A 20,305-nucleotide genomic window follows, 5' to 3' on the forward strand; every position below is an offset into this window, starting at 1 on the left:
TCTCGGAGGCCGTCCTCGCGCCCCATCCTGCCGTCTCCCGGATCGGGGGTGGGGTTGTCCCCACCCCCGATCGCCATCCACAGGTCACCCGGTGCCGCCCCGACGGCGAGCTCGGAGGTGACACGGTGGCGTCGTGGATGCGCTCGCCTGCCTGCTCGACACGGTCGGACTCGATGTCCGGGACGGCCGCGCGATCGTCTCCGCGACGCCGGACTGGACCCTCGACCTCGGGACCAGCGACGGGTACGTGTGGGTCGCGTCGCGGGAGACGACCGTGTGGGTGTGGTCGGGGCCCGACCACGAGGTGGTCCGCGCGGGCAGTGCCCTGCTCGTGCGCGCCGCGGCCCCGATCACGATCGGCACGAACCCGGACCGCCACGAGCCACCCGACGGCTCGCCGACCGATCCGTTCGACGCGACGGGCGTCCATCTCGGTACCGCACGCTTCGGCCCCCTCGCTGCAGGAGCCCTCCACCTGCCGGACACCCTGCGGACCCGTCCCCGCGACGCGCTGTCGGACGACGTGCTCCGCGCCCTCGGGCACCTCGACTCCCTGACCGCCGCCCCTCGAGCGTCCGCGCACCGCGACGCACTGGCGCGCACCATCGTGCTGACGGTGCTGCGCGACGAGCAGCCGCCGTTCCTCGCGGACGGCAGCATCGCGCAGTGCGCCGATGCGTTGTTCACGGCCGAGCGGAGTCGAACGACCGGCGACGTCGTGTCGGCGACGATGCGGTGCTCGCGTCGCACGGCCGAGCGTCGGTTCCGCGAGAGCACGGGCCGGACGCCGGACGAGCTCCGACGCTGGTACCGCTCGCTGCAGGTCAGGCAGGCGCTCCTCAACGGCGCGGACGAGCACGAGGTCGCGCGCCGTTTCGCGTTCGCCAGCGTCGGGTCGCTCCGCCGAGCACTCGCTCGCGCACGCCCGCCGATCACGGCGGACGCGCACGATCCCCTCGCGTCGTGACGATCCCGGTGCTCGCGAGCCGACAGTCGTGCACCGAGATCGTCACGGCGGGCACCGGACCCGACGGACGAACCCGGACATGCGTGCCACGGCGGATCCGGTGCTGCACGGTCGCACCGACGATCGCCCGACCGCGCCCGACAACCCGGAGCACCGCGACGGATCCGCTGCCACGCGGTCCCGCCATCGATCGCCCGACCGCGCCCGACCGCGCCCGACCGCCCTGGACTCCGCACCGGCTCGGTGCCGCACGGTCGCGCCATCGATCGTTGCACCGCGCGCAGCCGTCCGGAACGGCACGGCGGCGGACCAGCACGACCACTCCGTGCCGTGACGATCCTGGTGCCCGGACATCGGGATTCGTGCACCGCGATCGTCACGGCGCGGATCGAGATCCGCCTTGGCCGCCGCGCTGGGACGGTGTCTCCGGAGTTCCCGCCGGTGTCGGGAGAGCGGGAGACCGCGAGACCGATGGGAGGAGTACGACCAGCGACGGTCAGCGGTCAGCGGTCAGCGGTCAGCGGTCAGCGGTCAGCGGTCAGCGGTCGACGGTCGACGGCCAGCAGTCGACAACGACGAGTGATGGGCGTACGGTGTTTCACATGCAGAGTCGCGCTCAGGAACCTCTCGTCGTCGGCGGCGCGGTGCTCGCAGCCCTGCTCCCTGCACTCGCCGGAGCAGTCCACGCACTCCCGGTCGTCCCGGGCGACGTCTCCCCGCGGACCCTCGTGGTCGGTGCCGTGGTGTCGGGGATCGCCGCGCTGGTGGTGCTGGTGCTGAGCACGCGGCGGCGCGACCCCGTGCGGTCGGCCGTCGCCCTGTCGGCGCTCGCCCTCGCGGTGTCGTGGTTCGTCTCCGGGGTGTTCGTCGTCGTGCTCGTGGCAGTCGCCCAGGCTGCGCTGCTCGCCGCGGGCGTCCTGGCTCGTCGAGCGCACCGCACCGGACCGGCGCGATCGGGACAGGGAACGCTCGGGCTGCTCCTGGGCGTACTCGCCGCGCTGTGGTTCGTCGCCCTGCTGGCCACGTCCAGCGTGCCGCTCGGAACGGACTCGCAGGTCGTGCTCCTCACCTGGTTCGCTGCACCGAACGTGTTCCAGGCGGCCGCCTACCTCGTCGCGGTCGTCCTGGTCGCCGGACCGGTCTGGACGGGGATCGGCCGGGGCGTCCGGTCCCTCCGCGAGTCGGCCGAGGTGCGCTGAGACGGGATCGCGCCGCGCGACCACGCCCGCTGCCGTGCCGTCCCGGTCAGACCAGGGCGGCGGCGACCTCCGGCGACTCCTCGGGCACCGACCACGGACGGTGCGTCATGCCGCTGTCACCGCGGAACGAGACCGCCCGACCGGAGTCGTCGCGCGTGTAGACGATCCGCTCGTCCACCGAGCCGAAGCGGTTCCCCGCGGCCATCACGAGCGTGTCCTCGTCGACGACCCGGAGGCGCACCGGCGACTCGGTCGGCACCGGCTGCGTCGGGTCGATCGCGAGCAGCCGGTCCCCGACCCGAGCGACATCGGTGATGCCCTCGAAGGTCGTGAAGCGCCCTGTGTACCGGCTGGCGTCGACACCCTCGGGCAGCTCGGGACCGGGAGCCTGCTCGTCGGCCGCGGCATCGAGCAGGTGCACGATGCCCGTTGCGATCATGCCCGCGGGACCGGTCGCGCTGCTCGTCAGGACGGACACGACGAGCGACGACGCCGGGTCGAACACCGTCTGGGTGATCTGGCCGGGGAACCCGCCGGAGTGGCCGCGCACCTCGCGTCCGCCGATCCGGTCGACGATGAAGCCCGCACCGTAGCCACGTGCTGCCGGGTCGGTGTCCAGCGCGCTCCAGGCCTTCCGCTGCGCCAGCCGCTTCGCGTGGTCGGACAGCAGCGAGCCCTGGCCGGGCACGTGCGCCGAGAAGTACCGGACGAGGTCGGACGCGGTGCCGTGGAACCCCGTCGCGGCGGCGAGCGCCCCCGTCGTGACGTGCGGGACGCGTTGGCGGGTGCGGGCGGTGTGCAGGCCGGTGTACCCGACGACGAACTCGTCCTCGCGGGAAGGGTCGAACTCCGGCCCGGTCCCCGTCAGGCCGAGCGGCTCGACGATCGCGCTCCGGACGTGCTCGGCGTAGGTCGTGCCGGTGACCGCCTCGATCACGAGCCCGAGCAGGCCGTAGCCGAGGTTCGAGTAGTTGAAGGCCGACCCGACGGGCACCTTCGCGCCACCCTCGACCACGAGTGCGACGAGCTGATCGGCGTCCGGGAACGGGTGGTCGAGCGCCCAGTGGTCGCCGTCGGCACCGTCGCGGACGACTCCGGCCCCCATCTCCATCAGCTCGCGGACCGTCGCGTCGGCGATCGGCGAGCCGGCCTCGACCAGTGCGGGGACGAACGACCCGACGGTGTCGTCGAGCCGCAGCGCCCCGGCGTCGGCGAGCTGCAGCAGCGCGGTCGCGGTGAACGTCTTCGAGTGCGACGCGATCCGGAACAGGTCGTCGGTCGTCAGGCGGCGGCCGGCCTCGACGTCGGCGTACCCCCAGGCCTCGGAGAACAGCACCTCGTCGTCGAAGCCGATCGCGACCTGCACGCCCGGGAGCCGGAGCTGCCACACCTTGTAGTCGATCCACTCACGGACGTAGGGCAGGACGGACTCGTACGCGGCGCGCTTCTCCATGCCGACCAGCCTGGCATGTGCCACGCTCGTCGCATGCGCCACACACCCCACTTCCTGATGACCGACGTCGACGAGGTCCGGCGCCTCATCGACGGGCACCCGTGGGCCACGATCGTGTCGCACACCGCCTCCGGGCTCGTCGCCTCGCACTACCCGTTCCTGCTCGAGGCACCCGCGCCGGGCGACGATCCCGACGCGATCGTCCTCGTGTCGCACGTCGGCCGGCCGGACGAGGTCGCGCACGAGCTTGGGCAGCACGAGGTCCTCGTGGTGTTCCAGGGCCCGCACGGGTACGTCTCCCCCGCCTGGTACCCGCCGGAGCAGTTCGTCCCGACCTGGAACCACGTGACGGCGCACTGCTGGGGCACGCCGGAGATCCTGTCCGACGACGAGAACTTCCGCGTGCTCGGCGAACTGGTCGACCACTTCGAGCAGGTCATGCCGGAGCCCGTGTCCCTCGAGGTCGACGAGGACACGGCCCGGCGCATGGCGAAGGGCACCGTCGGCATCCGCATCCGGGTCGCCCGGTTCGACGCCCGCGCCAAGCTCTCGCAGAACAAGGCCCCCGAGGTGGTCGAGCGGATCGTCGCGGGGCTCCGCGGCGACGGCCCCTACGCGTCGCCGGCGCTTGCCGACGCCGTCGAGCGCGCGCAGGTGGACCGCGCGGGCAGCCGGGAGGCATCGTGACCGACCTCCTGCTCCGCACCGTCCGCCGGGTGGGCACCTCCGGCGCTCCGTGCGACGTCCGCATCGTCGACGGCCGCATCGAGGCGGTCGCCCCCGCCGGCACCCTCGACCCGCCATCGAGCGCCGACGCCGACGTGGTCGAGACCGACGGCGCGTGGCTCGGCCCCGGGCTCGTCGACCACCACGTGCACTTCGACCAGTGGGCCCTCGTCCGCCGACGCGTCGACGTCTCGGCCTGCGCGTCGGCGGAGGCGACGGCCGATGCGCTCGCCGCGGTGGCGCGCACCGGGGTGGCGGACCTGGTGCTCGTCGGGCACGGCTACCGCGACGGCACCTGGCCACGCCCTGCGCGTCGTGGGCTGCTCGACGGAGCCGCACCGGGCCTCCCGGTCGTCGTCATCAGCGCCGACCTGCACGCCGTCTGGTGCAACGCCCTCGCGCTCGCCCACTGCGCGGCGCTCCTCGGACGACCGCTCGACGCCGGCGACGACGGGGTGCTGCGCGAGCAGGACGCCTTCGACGTGACCGCGGTGCTGTCCCGGGTGCCCGACGACGTGCTCGACGGCTGGGTGGCCGAGGCGGTCGACGCGGCGGCGGCCCGCGGCGTGACTCGCGTCGTCGACCTCGAGATGGTCTTCGGCCTCGACCGCTGGACCCGGCGCGTGCACGCGGGGACGGACGACCTGCGGGTCGACTCCGGCGTGTACCCGGGCGAGCTCGACGCGGCGATCGCGCGGGGCCTCCGCTCCGGCGACGTCGTGGACGGCACCCGCGGGCTCGTCCGGATGGGTCCGTTCAAGGTGATCACCGACGGCTCGCTCGGCACCCGGACGGCCGCGATGGCGTCCGGCGAGGGTGTGCTGGCGTACCCGTTCGCGGACCTCGTGGCGATGGTCCGGCGCGCGGTCGACGCCGGGTTCGTCCCCGCGGTGCACGCGATCGGCGACCGGGCGAACACCCTGGCGCTCGACGTGTTCGAGGCCGTCGGCGCCCGGGGCAGCATCGAGCACGCGCAGCTGCTCCACGGCACCGACGTCGACCGGTTCGCGCGGCTCGGCGTCGCGGCGTCGGTGCAGCCCGAGCACGCGATGGACGACCGGGACATCGCCGACCGGTACTGGGCTGACGTGACCGACCGTGCGTTCCCGTTCGCGTCGCTGCACCGGGCGGGCGCCGAGCTCCGGCTCGGGTCGGACGCTCCCGTGGCACCGCTCGACCCGTGGGTGTCGATGGCGGCGGCGGTCGGGCGGGACCGCGACGGCCGCGCGCCGTGGCACCCCGCGGAACGGTTGTCCGCGCTGACCGCGTGGCGCGGATCGACCGAGGGCGGCCGGGTCGGGGTGTCCGTCGGGGACGTCGCCGACCTGGTGCTGCTCGCCGCGGACCCGCTGGCGGTCGCCGACTCGGCGGCGCTGCGGCACGCCGAGGTGCTGGCGACGGCGATCGCGGGGCGGTTCACCCACCGGGACCTGTAGCCGACGCCCCTACTTCTGGTCCCCGGTCTACTTCTGGTCTGTCGGGCACCAGTAGAGCTTGCGCCCGGCCATGTCCGCCATCCGGATCTCGGTCCCGCACACCCGGCAGGGTTCCCCCTGGCGGTGGTACACCCAGTGCCGGTCCTTCCGCGAGCGGAGCGCCTTGGCGTGGTCCGCCTCGGACAGGTCGTCCATCGTGAGCATGAGGCCGTCCCGGACCCCCGCGTGCAGGAGCTTCGACCAGTCCTGCCACAGCGCCTTCGCCTGCTTCACCGTCAGCTTCTTGCCGGGCTTGTACGGGTCGATGCGCTGCCGGAACAGCAGCTCGGCGCGGTAGATGTTGCCGATGCCGGCCACGACGGACTGGTCCATGAGCAGCTGACCGATCGCGACGTTGCGCTTCCGCACGTTGTCGACGAAGGTCTTCTCGGCCTCCGGGCCGTCGTCGTTGATCGGGTCCGGCCCCAGCTTGTCGAGCGCACGCTGCACGCCCGCCGGGTCCTCGACGACGCAGGCGGTCGGTCCGCGGAGGTCGGCCACCGTGTCCTCGGTGAGGATGCGGACGCGCACCTGGCCGACCGGGTCCGGCGGGAAGGACTCGATCGGGTCCTCGGACTTCTCCTGCTCGGCCATCCGGTACCGGGCGAGCCGCGGGGCGCCGATCGACGACAGGGACTCCTCGCCGTCGCCGTCCTCGGACAGCGCCTCGGCGGAGGAGATCACGCCCGCGAAGTCCCACGCACCGTAGAGCCCGAGGTGGACGCGCAGGAACAGGTCGTCCTCGAACTCCAGGAACATCTGCTTCGCCACGGCCCGCGCAGCGACCATGCGCTTGCCGTCGAGCTGCGCGGCTCCGTCGGCGAACCGTCCCTGCGGGCTGGACACCTCGCACCGCTTGCCGACGAAGTGCCGGGAGAACTGGTTCGCGATGCGGTGGACGGAGTGACCCTCTGGCATCGGTCCTGTCTACCCGGCCTACTCGTCGATCTGCCGACCGACGATGTGCCCCGTCGTCTCGTACTCGGCCAGCTGCGCGATGCGGCGGGCGTGGCGCTCCTCGCCCGAGAACGGCTCGGCGACGAACAGGTCGACGAAGTGGATCGCCTCGTCCTCGGTGTGCTGGCGCGCGCCGATCGAGATCACGTTCGCGTCGTTGTGCTGTCGGGCGAGCAGCGCCGTGGACTCGTTCCAGACCAGCGCGGCGCGGATGCCCTCGACCTTGTTCGCGGCGATCTGCTCACCGTTGCCGGAGCCGCCGAAGACGACACCGAGCGCCTCGACGCCCGCGCGCTGGTCCTGCACGACGGCGTGCGCCGCGTTGATGCAGAACGAGGGGTAGTCGTCCAGCGCGTCGTACTCGGTCGGACCGTGGTCGACGACCTCGTGCCCCGCGTCGGTCAGGTGCTGGGCGAGGGTCTTGGTGAACTCGAGGCCGGCGTGGTCCGTTCCGAGGTGGATGCGCATGACTTCGATCCTATTCCCGGCCTCGCGCGGCCCGGACCACCACCACGACGTACCGCACGGGCTCCGAGCCCGGGTTCCGGTAGACGACGTCGGCCGGTTCGCCGAGCTCGATGCGGTCGCCGGCACTCAGTCGCGTCGGCTCGTCGCCGACGACGACCTCGAGAGCACCGTCGACCACCCAGATGCAGTGCCGCAGGAACGCGTAGGCGGACGCCGGGTAGGCGACCTCCTCACCGGCCGGGAGGCGCACCTCGGTGACGTCCGCGGGGAAGTCGGCACTCGAGACCGGACGCCGACGGTACCCGGTCTCGGGATCGGTCCAGGAGTCGGCGGTCGCGCCGCGTTGGACACCGCGCGCCTCGTCGGGATCGGTCGCCCGGGGCACCTCGTGGTCGAGTGCCTCGTCGAGGAGCTGCGAGATCGTCAGGCCGAAGGCGCCGGACAGTCGCCCGAGGATGGTCGCCGTCGGGCTCGACACCCCGCGCTCGACGCGGTTGATCATCGCTCGGGAGACGCCCGACTCCTCGGCGAGCTCGGTCAGGCTCCACTTCCGTTCGGTCCGCAGACGCTGCAGCCGCTCCCCCAGGCGGCGCTGGTCGGCGTCGTCCGGGTGCTCGGCACCGGGTTCCGCCGCCGGCTCGACGTCGTCTACGATCTGAGACATGGCGACAGCATATGCGACGGAGGAGGCGTCTCCGGTCGTGGTCCGAGACTGCGAGCCGCGCGACCTCGACGTCGTCCACGCCCTGCACGTCGACGCCGTGCTGCACTCGACGGCGATCTGGCAGGAGGAGCCGCACCCGCGGGAGTACTTCGACGGGTGGCTCGCCGAGCGTCGTGCAGCCGGGTTGCCCGTGCTGGTCGCCGAGGTCGGCGGGGTCGTCGCGGGCTACGTCACCTACAGTGCGTTCCGGCCACACCAGGGGTACCGCCACACGGTCGAGCACAGCGTCTACGTCGTGCCGGCGTTCCGCGGCCGGGGCATCGCGACCGTGCTGATGGACGCCCTCGTCGCACATGCCCGGGCGGCGGACGTACACGTCGTGATGGCCGGCATCTGCTCGTCGAACACGGGCTCGATCGCCCTGCACGAGCGGCTCGGGTTCGTCACCGTCGGGGTGGTGCCCGAGGTCGGCCGGAAGTTCGACCGGTGGCTGGACCTGACGCTCATGCAGTTGCGCGTCACCTGACACACACGATCCGGACGGGTCACTCGTCGCCGGGGAGCGGAACCTCGATCGGCGGTGGAGACGGGCGGAACGCCGGGGCCGTGTCGCCGTGCGCAACGGCACGATGGGTGGCGAACCAGTCCCACGCGACCGCTTCCTCGGCTTCCGCACGGCTCTCCGCGAGGCAGTCGTTGCACCGCGCGTGCCACCCCTCGTCGTCCTGCCAGCGGTGCGGGTGTCCCTTCGGGACCCAGTTCGGCGACCACGTGACGTCGAAGGCGTAGACGATCTCGGCGGCGACGCCCCACGCCACCTTGCGCAGTGCAGCGTCCTCGATGCCCTGCTCCCACGACAGCCAGCCGTTCCGGAGTTCCTCGAAGACGTTGTCGGCCAGGAGCGCGTGGTGCCGGTTGTCCCACGCCTCGCCCGACGAGCGCACCACGACCGCCGGCGCACCCGCGGTCTCCGTCGGCTCAGTTTCGCTCGCTCGGCCGGTCTGGCCCGCCTCGGCGCCGTGAGTCCGGGCGTACCGCTCGCCCTCGGTCGTGTTCATCAACCACACCGAGTCGGCGAGGTCGTCGTCGGACTCGCCGGCCTCTGGCGCGCTGACGTACCGACCGCGGACGGTCGCGACCCGGTCTGCGAGGCTCCGCTCGGGTTCGACGAACGCGAGCTCCGGACCGCTCCGGACGAACATCCCGCTCGTCAGCAGCCCCCGGCGGATGCCGATCTCGACGGAGCGCAGCGCCATCGCCCGCGCTCGGGGACCGTCGAGTCCGTGGTCGATCCGCGTCATGCGGTGCAGCGCGCGGAGGTCGGTCGCGCACCCGTTCCGGTTGAACTCCGTGAGGGCCAGCAGGAGCAGTTCCTCGGGAGTCCGCGGCGCTGGCTCGGTGCTCGGCGGCAGGCCCGGGTCGCGCCGAACGCTGCGTCGCTGCACCCGGGGATCCTCGGCGTCGACGTGCGGGACGACGTCGATGTACTGCTCGTGACCGGGCAGCGGCTCGCGGAGCGCTGCGATCGAGCCGTCGGGCATCGCCCGCACCTCCACGGTCGGGAACGCCACGTACTGCAGGTCTGCGTCAGACAACGACCTTGTCCCCGTCCGGCTCGATGACGTTCCCGTCGGCGTCCCAGATCCCCTCGAAGTAGTGGTCCACGTGCGCATCAGGATCGAGGCCCGCTGCCTCCCGGCGACTCCGCTCGGCCTCGTAGAGATCCATCCCTCGAGGAGTGTCGGTCGCGAAGACGTTCCAGAGCGTGCCGGTTGCGCCGTACCGTGCGCCAGCACGCTCGAGACGATCGCCCACCGGGCCGTCCCAGTTCGACCACCGTCCCCGCCCCTCCTCATCAGGTTCGAGAGACCCGAGCCCCATGATGTCCTGCTCGACCGAAGCCCGGATCCAGCCGAGCACGCGAGAGCGCGTGGTCGCGTCGTCCTCGCCGGTGCGGTGCGCAACGGTCGTGTGCCATTCGGAGAGGTCTGTACCCAGTCCGTCCGCGACGTCCGCGAGGAGTTGGTAAGTCAGTTCGTTCATCAAGCGTCCCTCGATGGGTCGTGTGAATCCGATCCTCCCGGGAGACGGATCTCGATCTTGTCCCGCGAGCTCGCACGGACATCAACGATCGGGTCGCCGGATCTGCTGTCTGAGCGGGTTCCCGGGTCGGCGTCAGACAACGATCTCGTCACCAAGTGGCTCGATGACGGTTCCGTCGGCGTCCCAGACGTTCCGAAGCCGTGGGACCACGTCCCGACCGGCGGACAGACGCCGGGCACGTTCCCGCGCGTACAGCTCCGAGCCGTGCTCCGTCCTCATCAGGTAGCAATCCCAGAACTGCACCTCGTCAGGCTCGACATCAACGGTGTAGATCGCGGCGACGCGTTCGACCAGGGAATCGGGATCACCGGGCCATGGCCGCCAGACGGCTCTGTCAGAGTCGCCGTACTCGAAGTTTCCGACCGACACCAGATCGCCTTCGAGGAGCTGCTGGAGCCGTCGGAGGAGCCACGAGCGGGTGTCCTCGAGAGGGCGGTGACGACCCTTCTCCACGTTGCCGGACCACGCCCACAAGTCGTCTCCCGTCCCGTCTTCCACACTGGCGAGGCAGTAGTAGGTGAACTCGTTCATCGTCAGTCCTCCGGGAAAGCGTCATCGGGTAGATCGTGCGGACCAGGTCGATCGATCCGCTCTGGCAGGTGCACCTTCACGTTCTCCCACTCCGACGATTTGGGGTTGTGCACCTCGACCACTGGTCCCCCGGTTCCGCTGTCACGCCGGTACTGCACCCTCGTGCCATCCGGAAGGACCACCTGGATGCGATCTCGAGCGGCCCCGGTGACAAGCTTTCCGCCACGACTCAGGTCACGCCACGCCGCCACGACTTCTTCGGGCGTGTCCACCTCTCGGTGCGGCTCGGTCTTTCCCGGCCGACCGATCGAGCGGATGTGCTCGTTCGCCTCCGCCCCGGTCATCGGCCCGATGACGTCGGTCATGATGCCAGCGCCGCCGGCGACCTCGCGCGGCTTGCCGGTGAGTGGATCGTGTGTCCAGGCCCAGGCGTCCCGGTCGGCCTGCGCCATCCGCTGCCGCATCGCGTCCGCGGGAGTCTGCTTCGCGGTGTCGCCGCTCAGTCCGAAGAGGATCCCGAGGAGCCCGAGCGCGGATGCTCCGGCGGCCGCGCTCCCTGCTCCGGCTGCTGTTCCCCCGGCTGCCCCGAGCCAGGGCCAGGGGAACTGGAACGGCGTCGAGGGGAACCCCGGGAGCGGCATCGGCGCCACGAGGCTCGCGGTGCGGACGTCGGTCTCGTCGATGGCGAGTCCGTCCGTCGAGTCTCCACCGTCGATCCGCCGGATGCGCGACGCCAGGTCCCGCTGCCACTCGCGCCACTGCTCGTTCCACGCCTCTGCCGCCGATCGGAGCGCGGTGTCCTCGGCGGCGAGGCCGGGGACCTCCCGCCACGGCGTCGCCGCCGCCGGCGGGTCGGCGAGCGCCGCGTCGTGCTGTGCGACGGCATGCCTGATCCCGTCCGTGAAGGACGCGATCCGTTCCGCCAGCGCGGCCCGCCGAGAGCTGAGGTCGGCGAACTCGAACGAGGCCGCGTCGAGCAGGCGATGCAAGGCCGTGACACTGTCGGCCAGGCCGTCGGCTGCGTCGCTCGACCGGCGGGTCATCGCGGGCATCGCCTCGCTCACACCGGGCATCGCGAAGGCGGACGGCATGGCCGCCCAGGACCGCCCGCCGTCCGCGGCAGCGGTCCGGACGCGCTCTGCAGCAGCGCTCGCCGCACCGGCCGCGGCCACGACCGCGCCCATGTCGAGCCGGATCTCGTCGAGGAGCCCCGTGGTCACCGGTGCACTCACCGGACGGCGCCCCGCTCGGCCCGGACGGCCATCTCCGTGTCTGCTTCGTCCACCGCGGCCAGGGCGACCCGGCCGACCGCACTCACCGCTGCGAGGTGCGCGCCGATCCGCGGTGCGGTGGCCGACCGCGCAGCGGCGAAGGACGCGACGGCCGAGGCGATGACGTCCGAACCGCTCGCTGCCGAGGTGACGGTGTCGAGCGCCTCGGTCAAGGCCGCTGCCCGTTCGGCGACGTCGGACGCCGCGTCGCGGACGTCCGCGACCGTCCGTTCGGTCATCCCCCGGTCGACCCGGTACTGCTCCCCCACCGAGACCCCCGTGCTCGTGATGTTTCAGCGTTCGGTCAGCACCGTAGCAGACAGGAGGTCCGGGGCGGCGCCGCACCGTGCCTCCCGTCCGCCCGCTGGTCGCGCCCGCGACGCGGGCCGGTCTACGCGACCGTGTCGAAGATCGGGCCGACCGTCCGCGAACGCTTGAGTTCGAAGAAGCCGGGGTACTTCGCCACCGCGACGACGCCGTCCCACAGGTCGAGCGCCTCCTGGCCCTTCGGCGCCGGGGAGATGACGGGGCCGAAGAAGGCGGTGCCCTCGACGGCGATGACCGGGGTGCCGACGTCCTGACCGACCCGGTCGACGCCGTCCTGGTGGCTCGCGCGGACGGCCTGGTCGACCTCGTCGGTCCACGCGTACTCGAGCAGGTCCTCGTCGAGGTCGAGCTCGCGGAGCACGGCGGGGACGACCTGGTCGGGGTCGGACTCCTGGCGGTGGTGGACGTGCTCGCCGAGCGCGTCGTACAGCGGCTTGACGATGTCCTGGCCGTGGCGGAGCAGCGCGGCGCTCACGATGCGCGGGTAGAGCTGCCCCTTGTGGATGCGCTCCCGGTACTCCTCGGGGATGTCCTGGTCCTCGTTCAGGACGAACAGGCTCATCACCCGCCAGGTCACGTCGATCGGGCGCTGCTGCTCGACCTCGCCGACCCAGCGGCTGGTCATCCAGGCCCACGGGCAGTTCGGGTCGAACCAGAACTCCACAGCGGTGCGGGCGGTCTCGGTGTTGTCCACAGTCGTCTCGGTCACGCTGCGAGCGTACGCGCGCTCGCTAGGCTGATCCCATCGTCCCGACGGCGCACGACGCCTGCCGGGAACCCCTCACCGCGGACCTCGATCGTCCGCGCCGCAAGCGAAGTTGGAGCGTCCGTGCCCGGAGAGAACCTCACCAGAACCGAAGCCCAGGAACGTGCCGCGATCGTCGACGTGCAGACGTACGACGTCGAGCTGGACCTGACCCGCGGGGCCGAGACCTTCGGCAGCACCACGCGCGTCCGGTTCACCGCGACGGCCGGTGCCTCGACCTTCATCGACGCGATCACGAAGACCGTGCACTCGATCACGCTGAACGGCACCGCGCTCGACGTCGCGGCCGTGAACGACGGCGTCCGGATCCAGCTCGACGACCTGCAGGAGCAGAACGAGCTCGTGGTCGTCGCCGACGCGATGTACACGAACACGGGCGAGGGCCTGCACCGCTTCGTCGACCCGGTCGACGACGAGGTCTACCTGTACTCCCAGTTCGAGGTCCCGGACTCACGGCGCATGTTCGCGGTGTTCGAGCAGCCCGACCTCAAGGCCGAGTTCACCTTCACCGTCACGGCGCCGGCCCGCTGGCAGGTCGTCTCGAACTCCCCGACGCCCGAGCCGCACGTCGACGGCGAGGTGGCGACCTGGTCGTTCACCCCGACCGCGAAGATCTCGAGCTACATCACCGCGCTCGTCGCCGGCCCGTACGAGGTCGTCCGCGACGAGCTCACGAGCCGCGACGGCCGGACCATCCCGCTCGGCGTGTTCGCGCGCCGCTCGCTCGCCGAGTACCTCGACCCCGAGTACGTGTTCGAGACGACGAAGAAGGGCTTCGCCTACTACGAGGAGAAGTTCGACGTCCCGTACCCGTTCGAGAAGTACGACCAGCTCTTCGTGCCGGAGTTCAACGCCGGCGCGATGGAGAACGCCGGCTGCGTGACGTTCACCGAGACCTACGTGTTCCGGTCCAAGGTCACCGATGCCATCAAGGAGCGCCGGGTCGTCACGATCCTGCACGAGCTCGCGCACATGTGGTTCGGTGACCTCGTCACCATGAAGTGGTGGAACGACCTGTGGCTGAACGAGTCGTTCGCCGAGTGGGCGTCGACCATCGCCACGGCCGAGGCCACCGAGTGGACCGAGGCCTGGACCACGTTCCAGGCGATGGAGAAGTCCTGGGCCTACCGCCAGGACCAGCTCCCCTCGACGCACCCGATCGTCGCGACGATCAACGACCTCGAGGACGTGCAGGTCAACTTCGACGGCATCACGTACGCCAAGGGCGGCTCCGTCCTGAAGCAGCTCGTCGCGTGGGTCGGCATCGACGCGTTCTTCGCGGGCGTCTCGCAGTACTTCAAGAAGCACCACCACTCGAACACCGAGCTCCGTGACCTGCTCGTCGAGCTCGAGGCGACGAGCGGTCGCGACCTGTCCGAGTGGTCGGGGCTGTGGCTCGAGACCGCCGGCGTGAACACGCTGCGCCCCGAGATCGAGGTCGACGAGTCCGGTGTGATCACCTCGTTCGCCGTGTTGCAGGAGGCTCCCGCCGACCACCCGACGCTCCGCCCGCACCGCCTGGCGATCGGCGTCTACGGGTTCGCCACGGACGAGTCGGCGCCGTTCGGTGCCGACACCGCGTCGGCCGGCGGCAAGCTCGAGCGCATGCACCGCGTCGAGATCGACGTCGACGGCGCCCGCACCGAGGTCCCCGAGCTCGTCGGCGTGCACCGCGGCGACCTCGTGCTCCTCAACGACGACGACCTGGCGTACGCCAAGATCCGTCTCGACGAGCAATCCCGCCGCACCGCGATCGAGCACCTCGCCTCGATCGCGAACCCGCTGGCCCGCTCGATCGTCTGGGGTGCGATGTGGGACGCCACGCGCGACGCCGAGTCGCCCGCGAGCGACTACGTCCGCCTGGTGCTCGGCAACATCGCGACCGAGACCGAGTCGACGACCATCCGCACGACGCTGTCGCAGCTGCTCCTGACCACGCGCAGCTACGTCGCGCCGGCGAAGGTCGACGCCACGGTCCGCACCGTCGGCGACACCCTCTGGCAGCTGGCGTCCTCGGCCGAGGCCGGGTCCGACGCCCAGTTCCAGTTCGTGAAGTTCTTCGCGCAGATCGCGTCGACGCCGGAGCACGTGGCGACGCTGCAGGGTCTGCGCGACGGTTCCGTCACGCTGCAGGGCCTGGAGATCGACACCGACCTGCGCTGGGAGCTGCTCGAGGGCCTCGTGCTCGCGGGTGCCGCCGGTGACGCCGAGGTCGACGCCGAGCTCGCGGCCGACAAGACGGCCTCGGGTGAGCAGGCCGCCGCTCGGGCGCGCGCGACGATCCCGACCGCCGATGGCAAGCTCGCGGCGTTCTCGTCGCTCGTCGACTCGTCCGAGGCGCCGAACGCGATCGTCCGTCAGACGACCGTCGGGTTCCAGCACACCAACAGCCCGGTCGTGCTCGAAGGGCTCGTGTCGAAGTACTTCGACGTGCTGACCCGCATCTGGGCCGAGCGGAGCTACCACATCGCCGACACGATCGTCAGCGGTCTCTACCCGGCGCCGCTCGCGTCGGTCGAGCTCCGCGACGCCGCGAACGCGTGGCTCGAGGCGCACCCGGAGACCCCGGCGCTCCGCCGCATCGTCACCGAGAACCTCGCGGGCACCGAGCGTGCGCTGCGAGTCCAGGCGGCCGACGCCTGACACCGGTCGGACGACCACGCAGGGGCGGGGCCTCGGTGATCCTCAAGGGTCACCGAGGCCCCGCCCTCTAGCATCGTTCGGATCATGAACTCGGCAGCGAACACGACCGACGACGTCTCGAAGTGGGCGTCGAACGCCTTCACCCAGTTCGTCGACACCTGGCAGATCCCGATCACGATCGTCATCACGATCATCGCCGCGATCCTCGTGCGGCTGATCCTGCGTCGCGTGATCAAGGGGATCGTCGACCAGGTGGTGAACGGCGCGAAGCGTCGTCAGAACGTCGACGACACCCAGGCACTCATCGCGTCACCGGTGCAGACCGCCCGCGTGGTGCAACGGACGCGGACGCTCGGCAGCGTGCTCGAGAACCTGGCGACCGTGGTCGTCGTGGTCATCGCGCTGATCGTCATCGTCACCGCGGTCTGGAAGGGCGCAGCCGTCGGCATCGTGGGCGGCGCCTCCCTGATCGCCGCCGGGCTGGCGGTGGGCGCGCAGAGCATCGTGAAGGACCTGCTCTCCGGCATCTTCATGATCCTCGAGGACCAGGCCGGTGTCGGCGACGTCGTCGACACCGGGCCGGCCACTGGCGTCGTCGAGAACGTCGGTCTGCGCGTCATGCAGATCCGCGACGTGAACGGCATCCTCTGGTTCGTGCCGAACGGGCAGATCCTGCGCGTCGGCAACCTGTCCCAGGGCTGGTCGCGCGTCCTCGTCGACATCACCGTGCCCTACGACACGGACATCGACGCCGTGCAGGACGCCCTGCTCCGTGCCGCCGTCACGATGTCGCAGGAGCCGCGCTGGCGTCAGCGGATCGTCGAGAAGCCGGAGATCTGGGGCCTGCAGTCCATCACCGACACCGGGATGGTGTTCCGTCTGGTGGTGAAGACGCGGGCGTCGGAGCTCGACGTCGTCGGGCGCGAGATGCGGGTGCGGCTGAAGCGCGCCGTCGATGAGCTCGGGGTCACGCTGCCCGCGATGGCGATGATCATGCCCGAGGGGTGGGAGAACGCCACGTCGATCAACGGGCTCCGCTCGGTCCGGACCCAGCCGACCCCCGCACCGACGAAGTCCCGCGGCGGGAAGCGTGCGAACCTGTTCGGACGGGCGATCCGCACGGACGAGCCGGGGCGCGACGAGGACCGCGGGCAGCAGCCCGGGAAGGACCACCAGTGAGCGATCTCACCCCTCCGGCACACGGCGGTGTGCCCGCGCAGCCGATCACGCTCCGGGTCGGTGTCGGCGGCGCCGCTGCCACCGGGTCGCTGTACGACCGGATCGGCGGCGCACCGACCTTCGATCGGCTCGTCCGACGCTTCTACGAGGGTGTGCAGCAGGACGAGGTCATCTGGCCGATGTACCCGGCGGACGACCTCGAGGGTGCGATCTGGCGGCTGTCGGCGTTCCTGCAGCAGTACTGGGGCGGCCCCGCCACCTACAGCGAGGAGCGTGGGCACCCCCGCTTGCGCATGCGCCACAACCCGTTCCGCATCACGTCCGAGGCCCGGGAGCGTTGGCTGCACCACATGCACGAGGCGGTCGAGTCACTCGACCTGGCGCCGCTCGACGAGGCCGAACTCTGGGCGTACCTCGACCGGGCGGCGCACGCGATGACGAACACGTTCGACTGACCGGTCCACGGCGGCCGGGCCACGGACGGGAGGCGCGTGGCGGGGCCGCCACGGGCCTCCCGTCCGCCCGGAGCGGGACTACCGGACGGAGGACCCGTCCGCCAGCTCCTCGACCAGGGACGGCCGCGTCGGTGCCCAACCGAAGGCGGCGCGCGCATGCGCTCCGGAGGCCTCCTGGTGCAGCAGCAGGGCGTCGGCGAAGGTGCGGCCGAGCCGCTCGCGACTGTCCTCCACACTCTCCGCGACGACGGACGACCCGTGGGCGCCCGCCTCGGCGATCTCGCGGACCGTGGGGTTGTCACCCGTCGCAGCGACGACGTAGCCGTCCTGCTCGCCGCGCTGCAGGGCGAGGACGTACAACTCGGCCAGGTCGTCGACGTGCACCGTCGTCCACCGCTGCGATCCGTCCCCGACCAGCCGGACCTCGTGTTCGCCGTCCCCGACGAACATCATCGGGATGCCCGCGCCGCGGCCGTACACGATGCCCGGAGCAACGATGGTGGTCCGGGCCGCACTCGCGCGGACCCGCGCCTCGATCGGGGCGCGCCACGCCGTGAGCTCAGGCGGGGAGACGGGCGACTGCTCCGAGATGTCGGTCGAGTCTCCGAACGTGAAGATGCCGCCGGTGTGCACGAACGGCTTCGAGGTGTCGGAGAAGGCCTGTGTCACCGTCGCCGTGAAGTCCGGGTCGACGGACTCGGCCGAGGCGGTGTGCACCACGGCATCGCTCTCGTGAGCCAGACGTCGGACGAGGTCCGTGTCGGTCAGGTCGCCGACGATCGCGTCTCCCCCGGCGTCGCGCACCGCCGCGCCCTTCTGATCGGAACGGACGACCGCCGTGACCCGGTGCCCGTGGGCGACGAGTGCGCGGAGGACTGAGGACCCGATGTACCCGGATGCGCCGGTGAGGAAGACGTTCATGATGCAACCCAACCACGCCGATGACGGAGCCGGGTGGGCATCCCCGGAGCCTGTGGACGACCGCGCTGACCTGGCCCGCTGTGCAGGGACGAACCCGTGCCGGGGCTACCGGTCGAGGTTCCAGCTGCGCCGCTTCACCAGGATGTGCCCACGCGACGACGTCAACCGGCTCCACGGACCCGTCTCGAACAGCCGCACCGGGTCGTGCCCGAGGAACCCGAGGCTCTCCCCCGCGAAGCCGGCAGCGGCCGGGACGTGCTCGATCCCGGGGACGGGTCGGCCCCACACCTCGGCGCGGATGCGACGGACGATGGCCTCACCGGCGTTCGACGGGACGGCGTCCGCGACCTCGGCGATGCCGTCCCGTGCGGCGCGGCGGAGCAGCTCCGGGGAGACGTCCGGCAGCGGGACCCAGCCACCGCGGGGCGGCGAGATCGCGGCCCACGTCACGGTGTTGACCTCGTGCGGGAGCTCGACCTCGATCGGGGTCGGCCGCGTCGGATCGGCTCCGTCGGCTCCGGCCGCGTCGTGCTCCTCGGCCAGCACGCGCAGTCGCTCCTGCAGCGAGGCGAGCGGCACGACCGCGTCGATCGTCGTCGGCACGGTGAGCGAGAAGGTGCGCAGACCGAGCACCGTCGGGAGTTCGTCGAGCAGTCCGATCGGGTACAGGATCGCCGTGTAGACCGCCAGGACGCCCGAGTCGGCGATGAGCCGCACGGAGCCGTCCTCGATCCGGGCAGCGCGTCCGAGGTAGGTGCGGAGGTCGCCGAGCGAGGCGGCGTCGGGAAGCGTGAACGTGGTGCCCATGTCGACACCGATCCTACCGGTGGCGGGTTCGTAGACTGCGGGGGTGAACGGCGAACCCGACTTCCTCAGCACCCTCCGCCTGCAGGACACCGGCGCGAGCACGGGCGAGACGATCCTCACCGGCGCGAGCCACTGGTCCCCCGGCGGACGGGTCTTCGGCGGGCAGGTGCTCGCGCAGTGCATCGTCGCCGCGCAGCACACCATCGCGGACCGCGTGATCCACTCGATGCACGGGTACTTCCTCCGACCGGGCGACATCGACGTGCCGATCACGTTCGCCGTCGAACGCATCCACGACGGACGGTCCTTCGCCACGCGGCGCGTCCAGGCCTACCAACGCGGTGTCCCGATCTTCTCGATGATCGCGTCCTTCCAGCGGCCGGACGACGGGCTCGAGCACCAGGACCCGTTCCCCGTCGACACCCCGGATCCGGAGTCGCTGCCCTCGGCCGCGTCGATCCTGTCGCGGATCGACCACCCTGTGGCGCAGGCCTGGGCCGAGCGCTCGATCGACCTGCGGCACGTGGAGGGTCCGGTGTTCGTCGACGTGCAGGGGGAACGGGTCCCGCACCAGGCCGTGTGGTTCCGCGTCGACGGCGACCTGCCGGAGGACGCGGCACTCCACCGCGCCGTGCTCGGGTACGCGAGCGACCTGTCGATCCTCGAGCCGATCATGCGTCGGCACGGTGTCGCGTGGGGGACGCCGGGCGTGAAGAGCGCGAGCCTCGACCACGCGATGTGGTGGCACCGCGACGGTCGCGCGGACGACTGGGTGCTCTACACGCAGGAGTCGCCGAGCGCGCAGGGCGGCCGAGGGCTCGCGTTCGGCCGGATGTTCTCCCGCGACGGCCGTCTGCTGGCGTCGGTGGCGCAGGAGGGCATGATGCGCGTCCCGCGCTGACGCTCCGCGCTACGGGCGGGAGAACTGCACCGCGGGTTCGACGAACGGCGCGCAGGCGGCTCGCTCGGCCTCGGAGAGGCGCCGGGGACGGTTCGTCACCGCGTCGACCATCACCAGGGCGGTCGTGGCGCGGGTGTACAGCACCAGCGGCTCGACCCCAACCGGCGACCAGATCTCGTAGGACACGTCGATGCTCGCGCCTCCGATCCGCCCGATCCACATCTGCACGTCGAGCGGTCGCCGGAGGTACGGGATCGATGCGAGGTACTCGAGACGCTGCGCGGCGATCACCGTCATCGTGCCCGAGCCGGGGCGGCCGTCGATGATCGGGTCCGACAGGTCGTCCTCGGGCGCGACGTCGGCGGGGTCGTGCCCCCAGAACCCCGCGATGCGCGCCTCCTCCAGGAGACGCAGCATCGCGGAGTTGTTGACGTGGCCGTACGCGTCGATGTCGCTCCACCGGATGCGGACGGGGACGTGCAGCCTCGCCAC

Annotated in this window: 22 protein-coding genes; 9 read left to right on the forward strand and 13 right to left on the reverse strand. The window is 71.5% G+C overall.

Annotated elements, in window-relative coordinates; translation table 11 throughout:
- The first annotated feature begins 133 nt into the window (after nt 1–133).
- Together QUG98_RS00835 and QUG98_RS00840 are read left to right on the forward strand one after the other, a co-directional pair.
- Nucleotides 134–967 (forward strand): AraC family transcriptional regulator, encoded by an 834-nt coding sequence (locus QUG98_RS00835; protein ID WP_289468762.1) that lies wholly within the window; start codon nt 134–136, stop codon nt 965–967.
- A gap of 602 nt (nt 968–1,569) precedes the next feature.
- Nucleotides 1,570–2,166 carry a hypothetical protein gene (locus QUG98_RS00840; RefSeq protein ID WP_289468763.1) on the forward strand — a complete coding sequence of 199 codons (597 nt, stop codon included), beginning with the start codon at nt 1,570–1,572 and terminating at the stop codon, nt 2,164–2,166.
- Between the two features lie 46 nt (nt 2,167–2,212).
- On the opposite strand, the gene QUG98_RS00845 is transcribed toward QUG98_RS00840, so the two are convergent.
- Nucleotides 2,213–3,619 carry a serine hydrolase domain-containing protein gene (locus QUG98_RS00845; RefSeq protein WP_289468764.1) on the reverse strand — a complete coding sequence of 469 codons (1,407 nt, stop codon included), beginning with the start codon at nt 3,617–3,619 and terminating at the stop codon, nt 2,213–2,215.
- A 33-nt stretch (nt 3,620–3,652) separates the two neighbouring features.
- On the opposite strand from QUG98_RS00845, the gene QUG98_RS00850 reads away from it, so the two are divergent.
- Together QUG98_RS00850 and QUG98_RS00855 are read left to right on the forward strand one after the other, a co-directional pair.
- Nucleotides 3,653–4,306: an FMN-binding negative transcriptional regulator gene (locus QUG98_RS00850; protein ID WP_289468765.1), complete on the forward strand. Its 654-nt coding sequence runs from the start codon at nt 3,653–3,655 to the stop codon at nt 4,304–4,306.
- Nucleotides 4,303–5,781 carry an amidohydrolase gene (locus QUG98_RS00855; protein ID WP_289468766.1) on the forward strand — a complete coding sequence of 493 codons (1,479 nt, stop codon included), beginning with the start codon at nt 4,303–4,305 and terminating at the stop codon, nt 5,779–5,781. The genes QUG98_RS00850 and QUG98_RS00855 overlap by 4 nt, the downstream gene beginning before the upstream one ends.
- A 27-nt stretch (nt 5,782–5,808) precedes the next feature.
- Here QUG98_RS00855 and QUG98_RS00860 read toward each other — a convergent pair whose 3' ends face one another.
- From QUG98_RS00860 to QUG98_RS00870, 3 genes are read right to left on the reverse strand one after another with little or no spacing between them, the layout of a single operon-like run.
- Entirely contained in the window at nt 5,809–6,738 is a 930-nt protein-coding gene (locus QUG98_RS00860) for an Fpg/Nei family DNA glycosylase (RefSeq protein ID WP_289468767.1), read from the reverse strand.
- 18 nt (nt 6,739–6,756) lie between these two features.
- On the reverse strand, nt 6,757–7,245 hold the full coding sequence (locus tag QUG98_RS00865) for a ribose-5-phosphate isomerase (RefSeq protein ID WP_289468768.1): 489 nt from the start codon (nt 7,243–7,245) through the stop codon (nt 6,757–6,759).
- Nucleotides 7,246–7,255: 10 nt separating this feature from the next.
- Entirely contained in the window at nt 7,256–7,909 is a 654-nt protein-coding gene (locus tag QUG98_RS00870; RefSeq protein WP_289468769.1) for a helix-turn-helix domain-containing protein, read from the reverse strand.
- Here QUG98_RS00870 and QUG98_RS00875 point away from each other — a divergent pair.
- Entirely contained in the window at nt 7,908–8,435 is a 528-nt protein-coding gene (locus tag QUG98_RS00875; protein ID WP_289468770.1) for a GNAT family N-acetyltransferase, read from the forward strand. The genes QUG98_RS00870 and QUG98_RS00875 overlap by 2 nt on opposite strands.
- Nucleotides 8,436–8,454: 19 nt before the next feature.
- Here QUG98_RS00875 and QUG98_RS00880 read toward each other — a convergent pair whose 3' ends face one another.
- The 6 genes from QUG98_RS00880 to QUG98_RS00905 all read right to left on the reverse strand — a co-directional run bounded on the left by QUG98_RS00880 (nt 8,455) and on the right by QUG98_RS00905 (nt 12,850).
- On the reverse strand, nt 8,455–9,504 hold the full coding sequence (locus tag QUG98_RS00880) for a hypothetical protein (RefSeq protein ID WP_289468771.1): 1,050 nt from the start codon (nt 9,502–9,504) through the stop codon (nt 8,455–8,457).
- The gene (locus tag QUG98_RS00885) at nt 9,497–9,952 is read right to left on the reverse strand and encodes a hypothetical protein (RefSeq protein ID WP_289468772.1); all 456 of its coding nucleotides are present in this window, start codon (nt 9,950–9,952) and stop codon (nt 9,497–9,499) included. The genes QUG98_RS00880 and QUG98_RS00885 overlap by 8 nt, the downstream gene beginning before the upstream one ends.
- A 132-nt stretch (nt 9,953–10,084) precedes the next feature.
- Complete coding sequence (locus QUG98_RS00890) at nt 10,085–10,543, reverse strand: hypothetical protein (RefSeq protein ID WP_289468773.1); 459 nt, start codon at nt 10,541–10,543, stop codon at nt 10,085–10,087.
- A 2-nt stretch (nt 10,544–10,545) separates the two neighbouring features.
- Nucleotides 10,546–11,763 (reverse strand): hypothetical protein, encoded by a 1,218-nt coding sequence (locus tag QUG98_RS00895; protein WP_289468774.1) that lies wholly within the window; start codon nt 11,761–11,763, stop codon nt 10,546–10,548.
- A gap of 8 nt (nt 11,764–11,771) precedes the next feature.
- Complete coding sequence (locus QUG98_RS00900; RefSeq protein WP_289468775.1) at nt 11,772–12,053, reverse strand: hypothetical protein; 282 nt, start codon at nt 12,051–12,053, stop codon at nt 11,772–11,774.
- A gap of 152 nt (nt 12,054–12,205) precedes the next feature.
- Nucleotides 12,206–12,850: a mycothiol-dependent nitroreductase Rv2466c family protein gene (locus QUG98_RS00905; RefSeq protein WP_353067817.1), complete on the reverse strand. Its 645-nt coding sequence runs from the start codon at nt 12,848–12,850 to the stop codon at nt 12,206–12,208.
- Nucleotides 12,851–12,970: 120 nt separating this feature from the next.
- On the opposite strand from QUG98_RS00905, the gene pepN reads away from it, so the two are divergent.
- The 3 genes from pepN (at nt 12,971) to QUG98_RS00920 (ending at nt 17,184) form a co-directional block, all read left to right on the forward strand.
- The gene (gene pepN / locus QUG98_RS00910; RefSeq protein ID WP_289468776.1) at nt 12,971–15,550 is read left to right on the forward strand and encodes an aminopeptidase N; all 2,580 of its coding nucleotides are present in this window, start codon (nt 12,971–12,973) and stop codon (nt 15,548–15,550) included.
- Between the two features lie 84 nt (nt 15,551–15,634).
- Nucleotides 15,635–16,729, forward strand: coding sequence for a mechanosensitive ion channel family protein (locus QUG98_RS00915; protein WP_289468777.1), 1,095 nt, complete (start codon nt 15,635–15,637; stop codon nt 16,727–16,729).
- A 44-nt stretch (nt 16,730–16,773) separates the two neighbouring features.
- Nucleotides 16,774–17,184 (forward strand): globin, encoded by a 411-nt coding sequence (locus tag QUG98_RS00920; protein ID WP_289469178.1) that lies wholly within the window; start codon nt 16,774–16,776, stop codon nt 17,182–17,184.
- 78 nt (nt 17,185–17,262) lie between these two features.
- Here the strand turns inward: QUG98_RS00920 and QUG98_RS00925 are convergent, their stop codons facing one another.
- Together QUG98_RS00925 and QUG98_RS00930 are read right to left on the reverse strand one after the other, a co-directional pair.
- Nucleotides 17,263–18,105, reverse strand: a complete 843-nt coding sequence (locus tag QUG98_RS00925) for an NAD-dependent epimerase/dehydratase family protein (RefSeq protein ID WP_289468778.1) — start codon at nt 18,103–18,105, stop codon at nt 17,263–17,265.
- Nucleotides 18,106–18,210: 105 nt separating this feature from the next.
- On the reverse strand, nt 18,211–18,912 hold the full coding sequence (locus QUG98_RS00930; RefSeq protein WP_289468779.1) for a DUF8185 domain-containing protein: 702 nt from the start codon (nt 18,910–18,912) through the stop codon (nt 18,211–18,213).
- A 43-nt stretch (nt 18,913–18,955) separates the two neighbouring features.
- On the opposite strand from QUG98_RS00930, the gene QUG98_RS00935 reads away from it, so the two are divergent.
- Nucleotides 18,956–19,813: an acyl-CoA thioesterase gene (locus tag QUG98_RS00935; RefSeq protein ID WP_289468780.1), complete on the forward strand. Its 858-nt coding sequence runs from the start codon at nt 18,956–18,958 to the stop codon at nt 19,811–19,813.
- A 9-nt stretch (nt 19,814–19,822) separates the two neighbouring features.
- Here the strand turns inward: QUG98_RS00935 and QUG98_RS00940 are convergent, their stop codons facing one another.
- Nucleotides 19,823–20,305, reverse strand: coding sequence for an acyl-CoA thioesterase (locus QUG98_RS00940; RefSeq protein ID WP_289468781.1), 483 nt, complete (start codon nt 20,303–20,305; stop codon nt 19,823–19,825).

Source organism: Curtobacterium subtropicum, assembly GCF_030362975.1.
Lineage (GTDB): Bacteria > Actinomycetota > Actinomycetes > Actinomycetales > Microbacteriaceae > Curtobacterium > Curtobacterium subtropicum.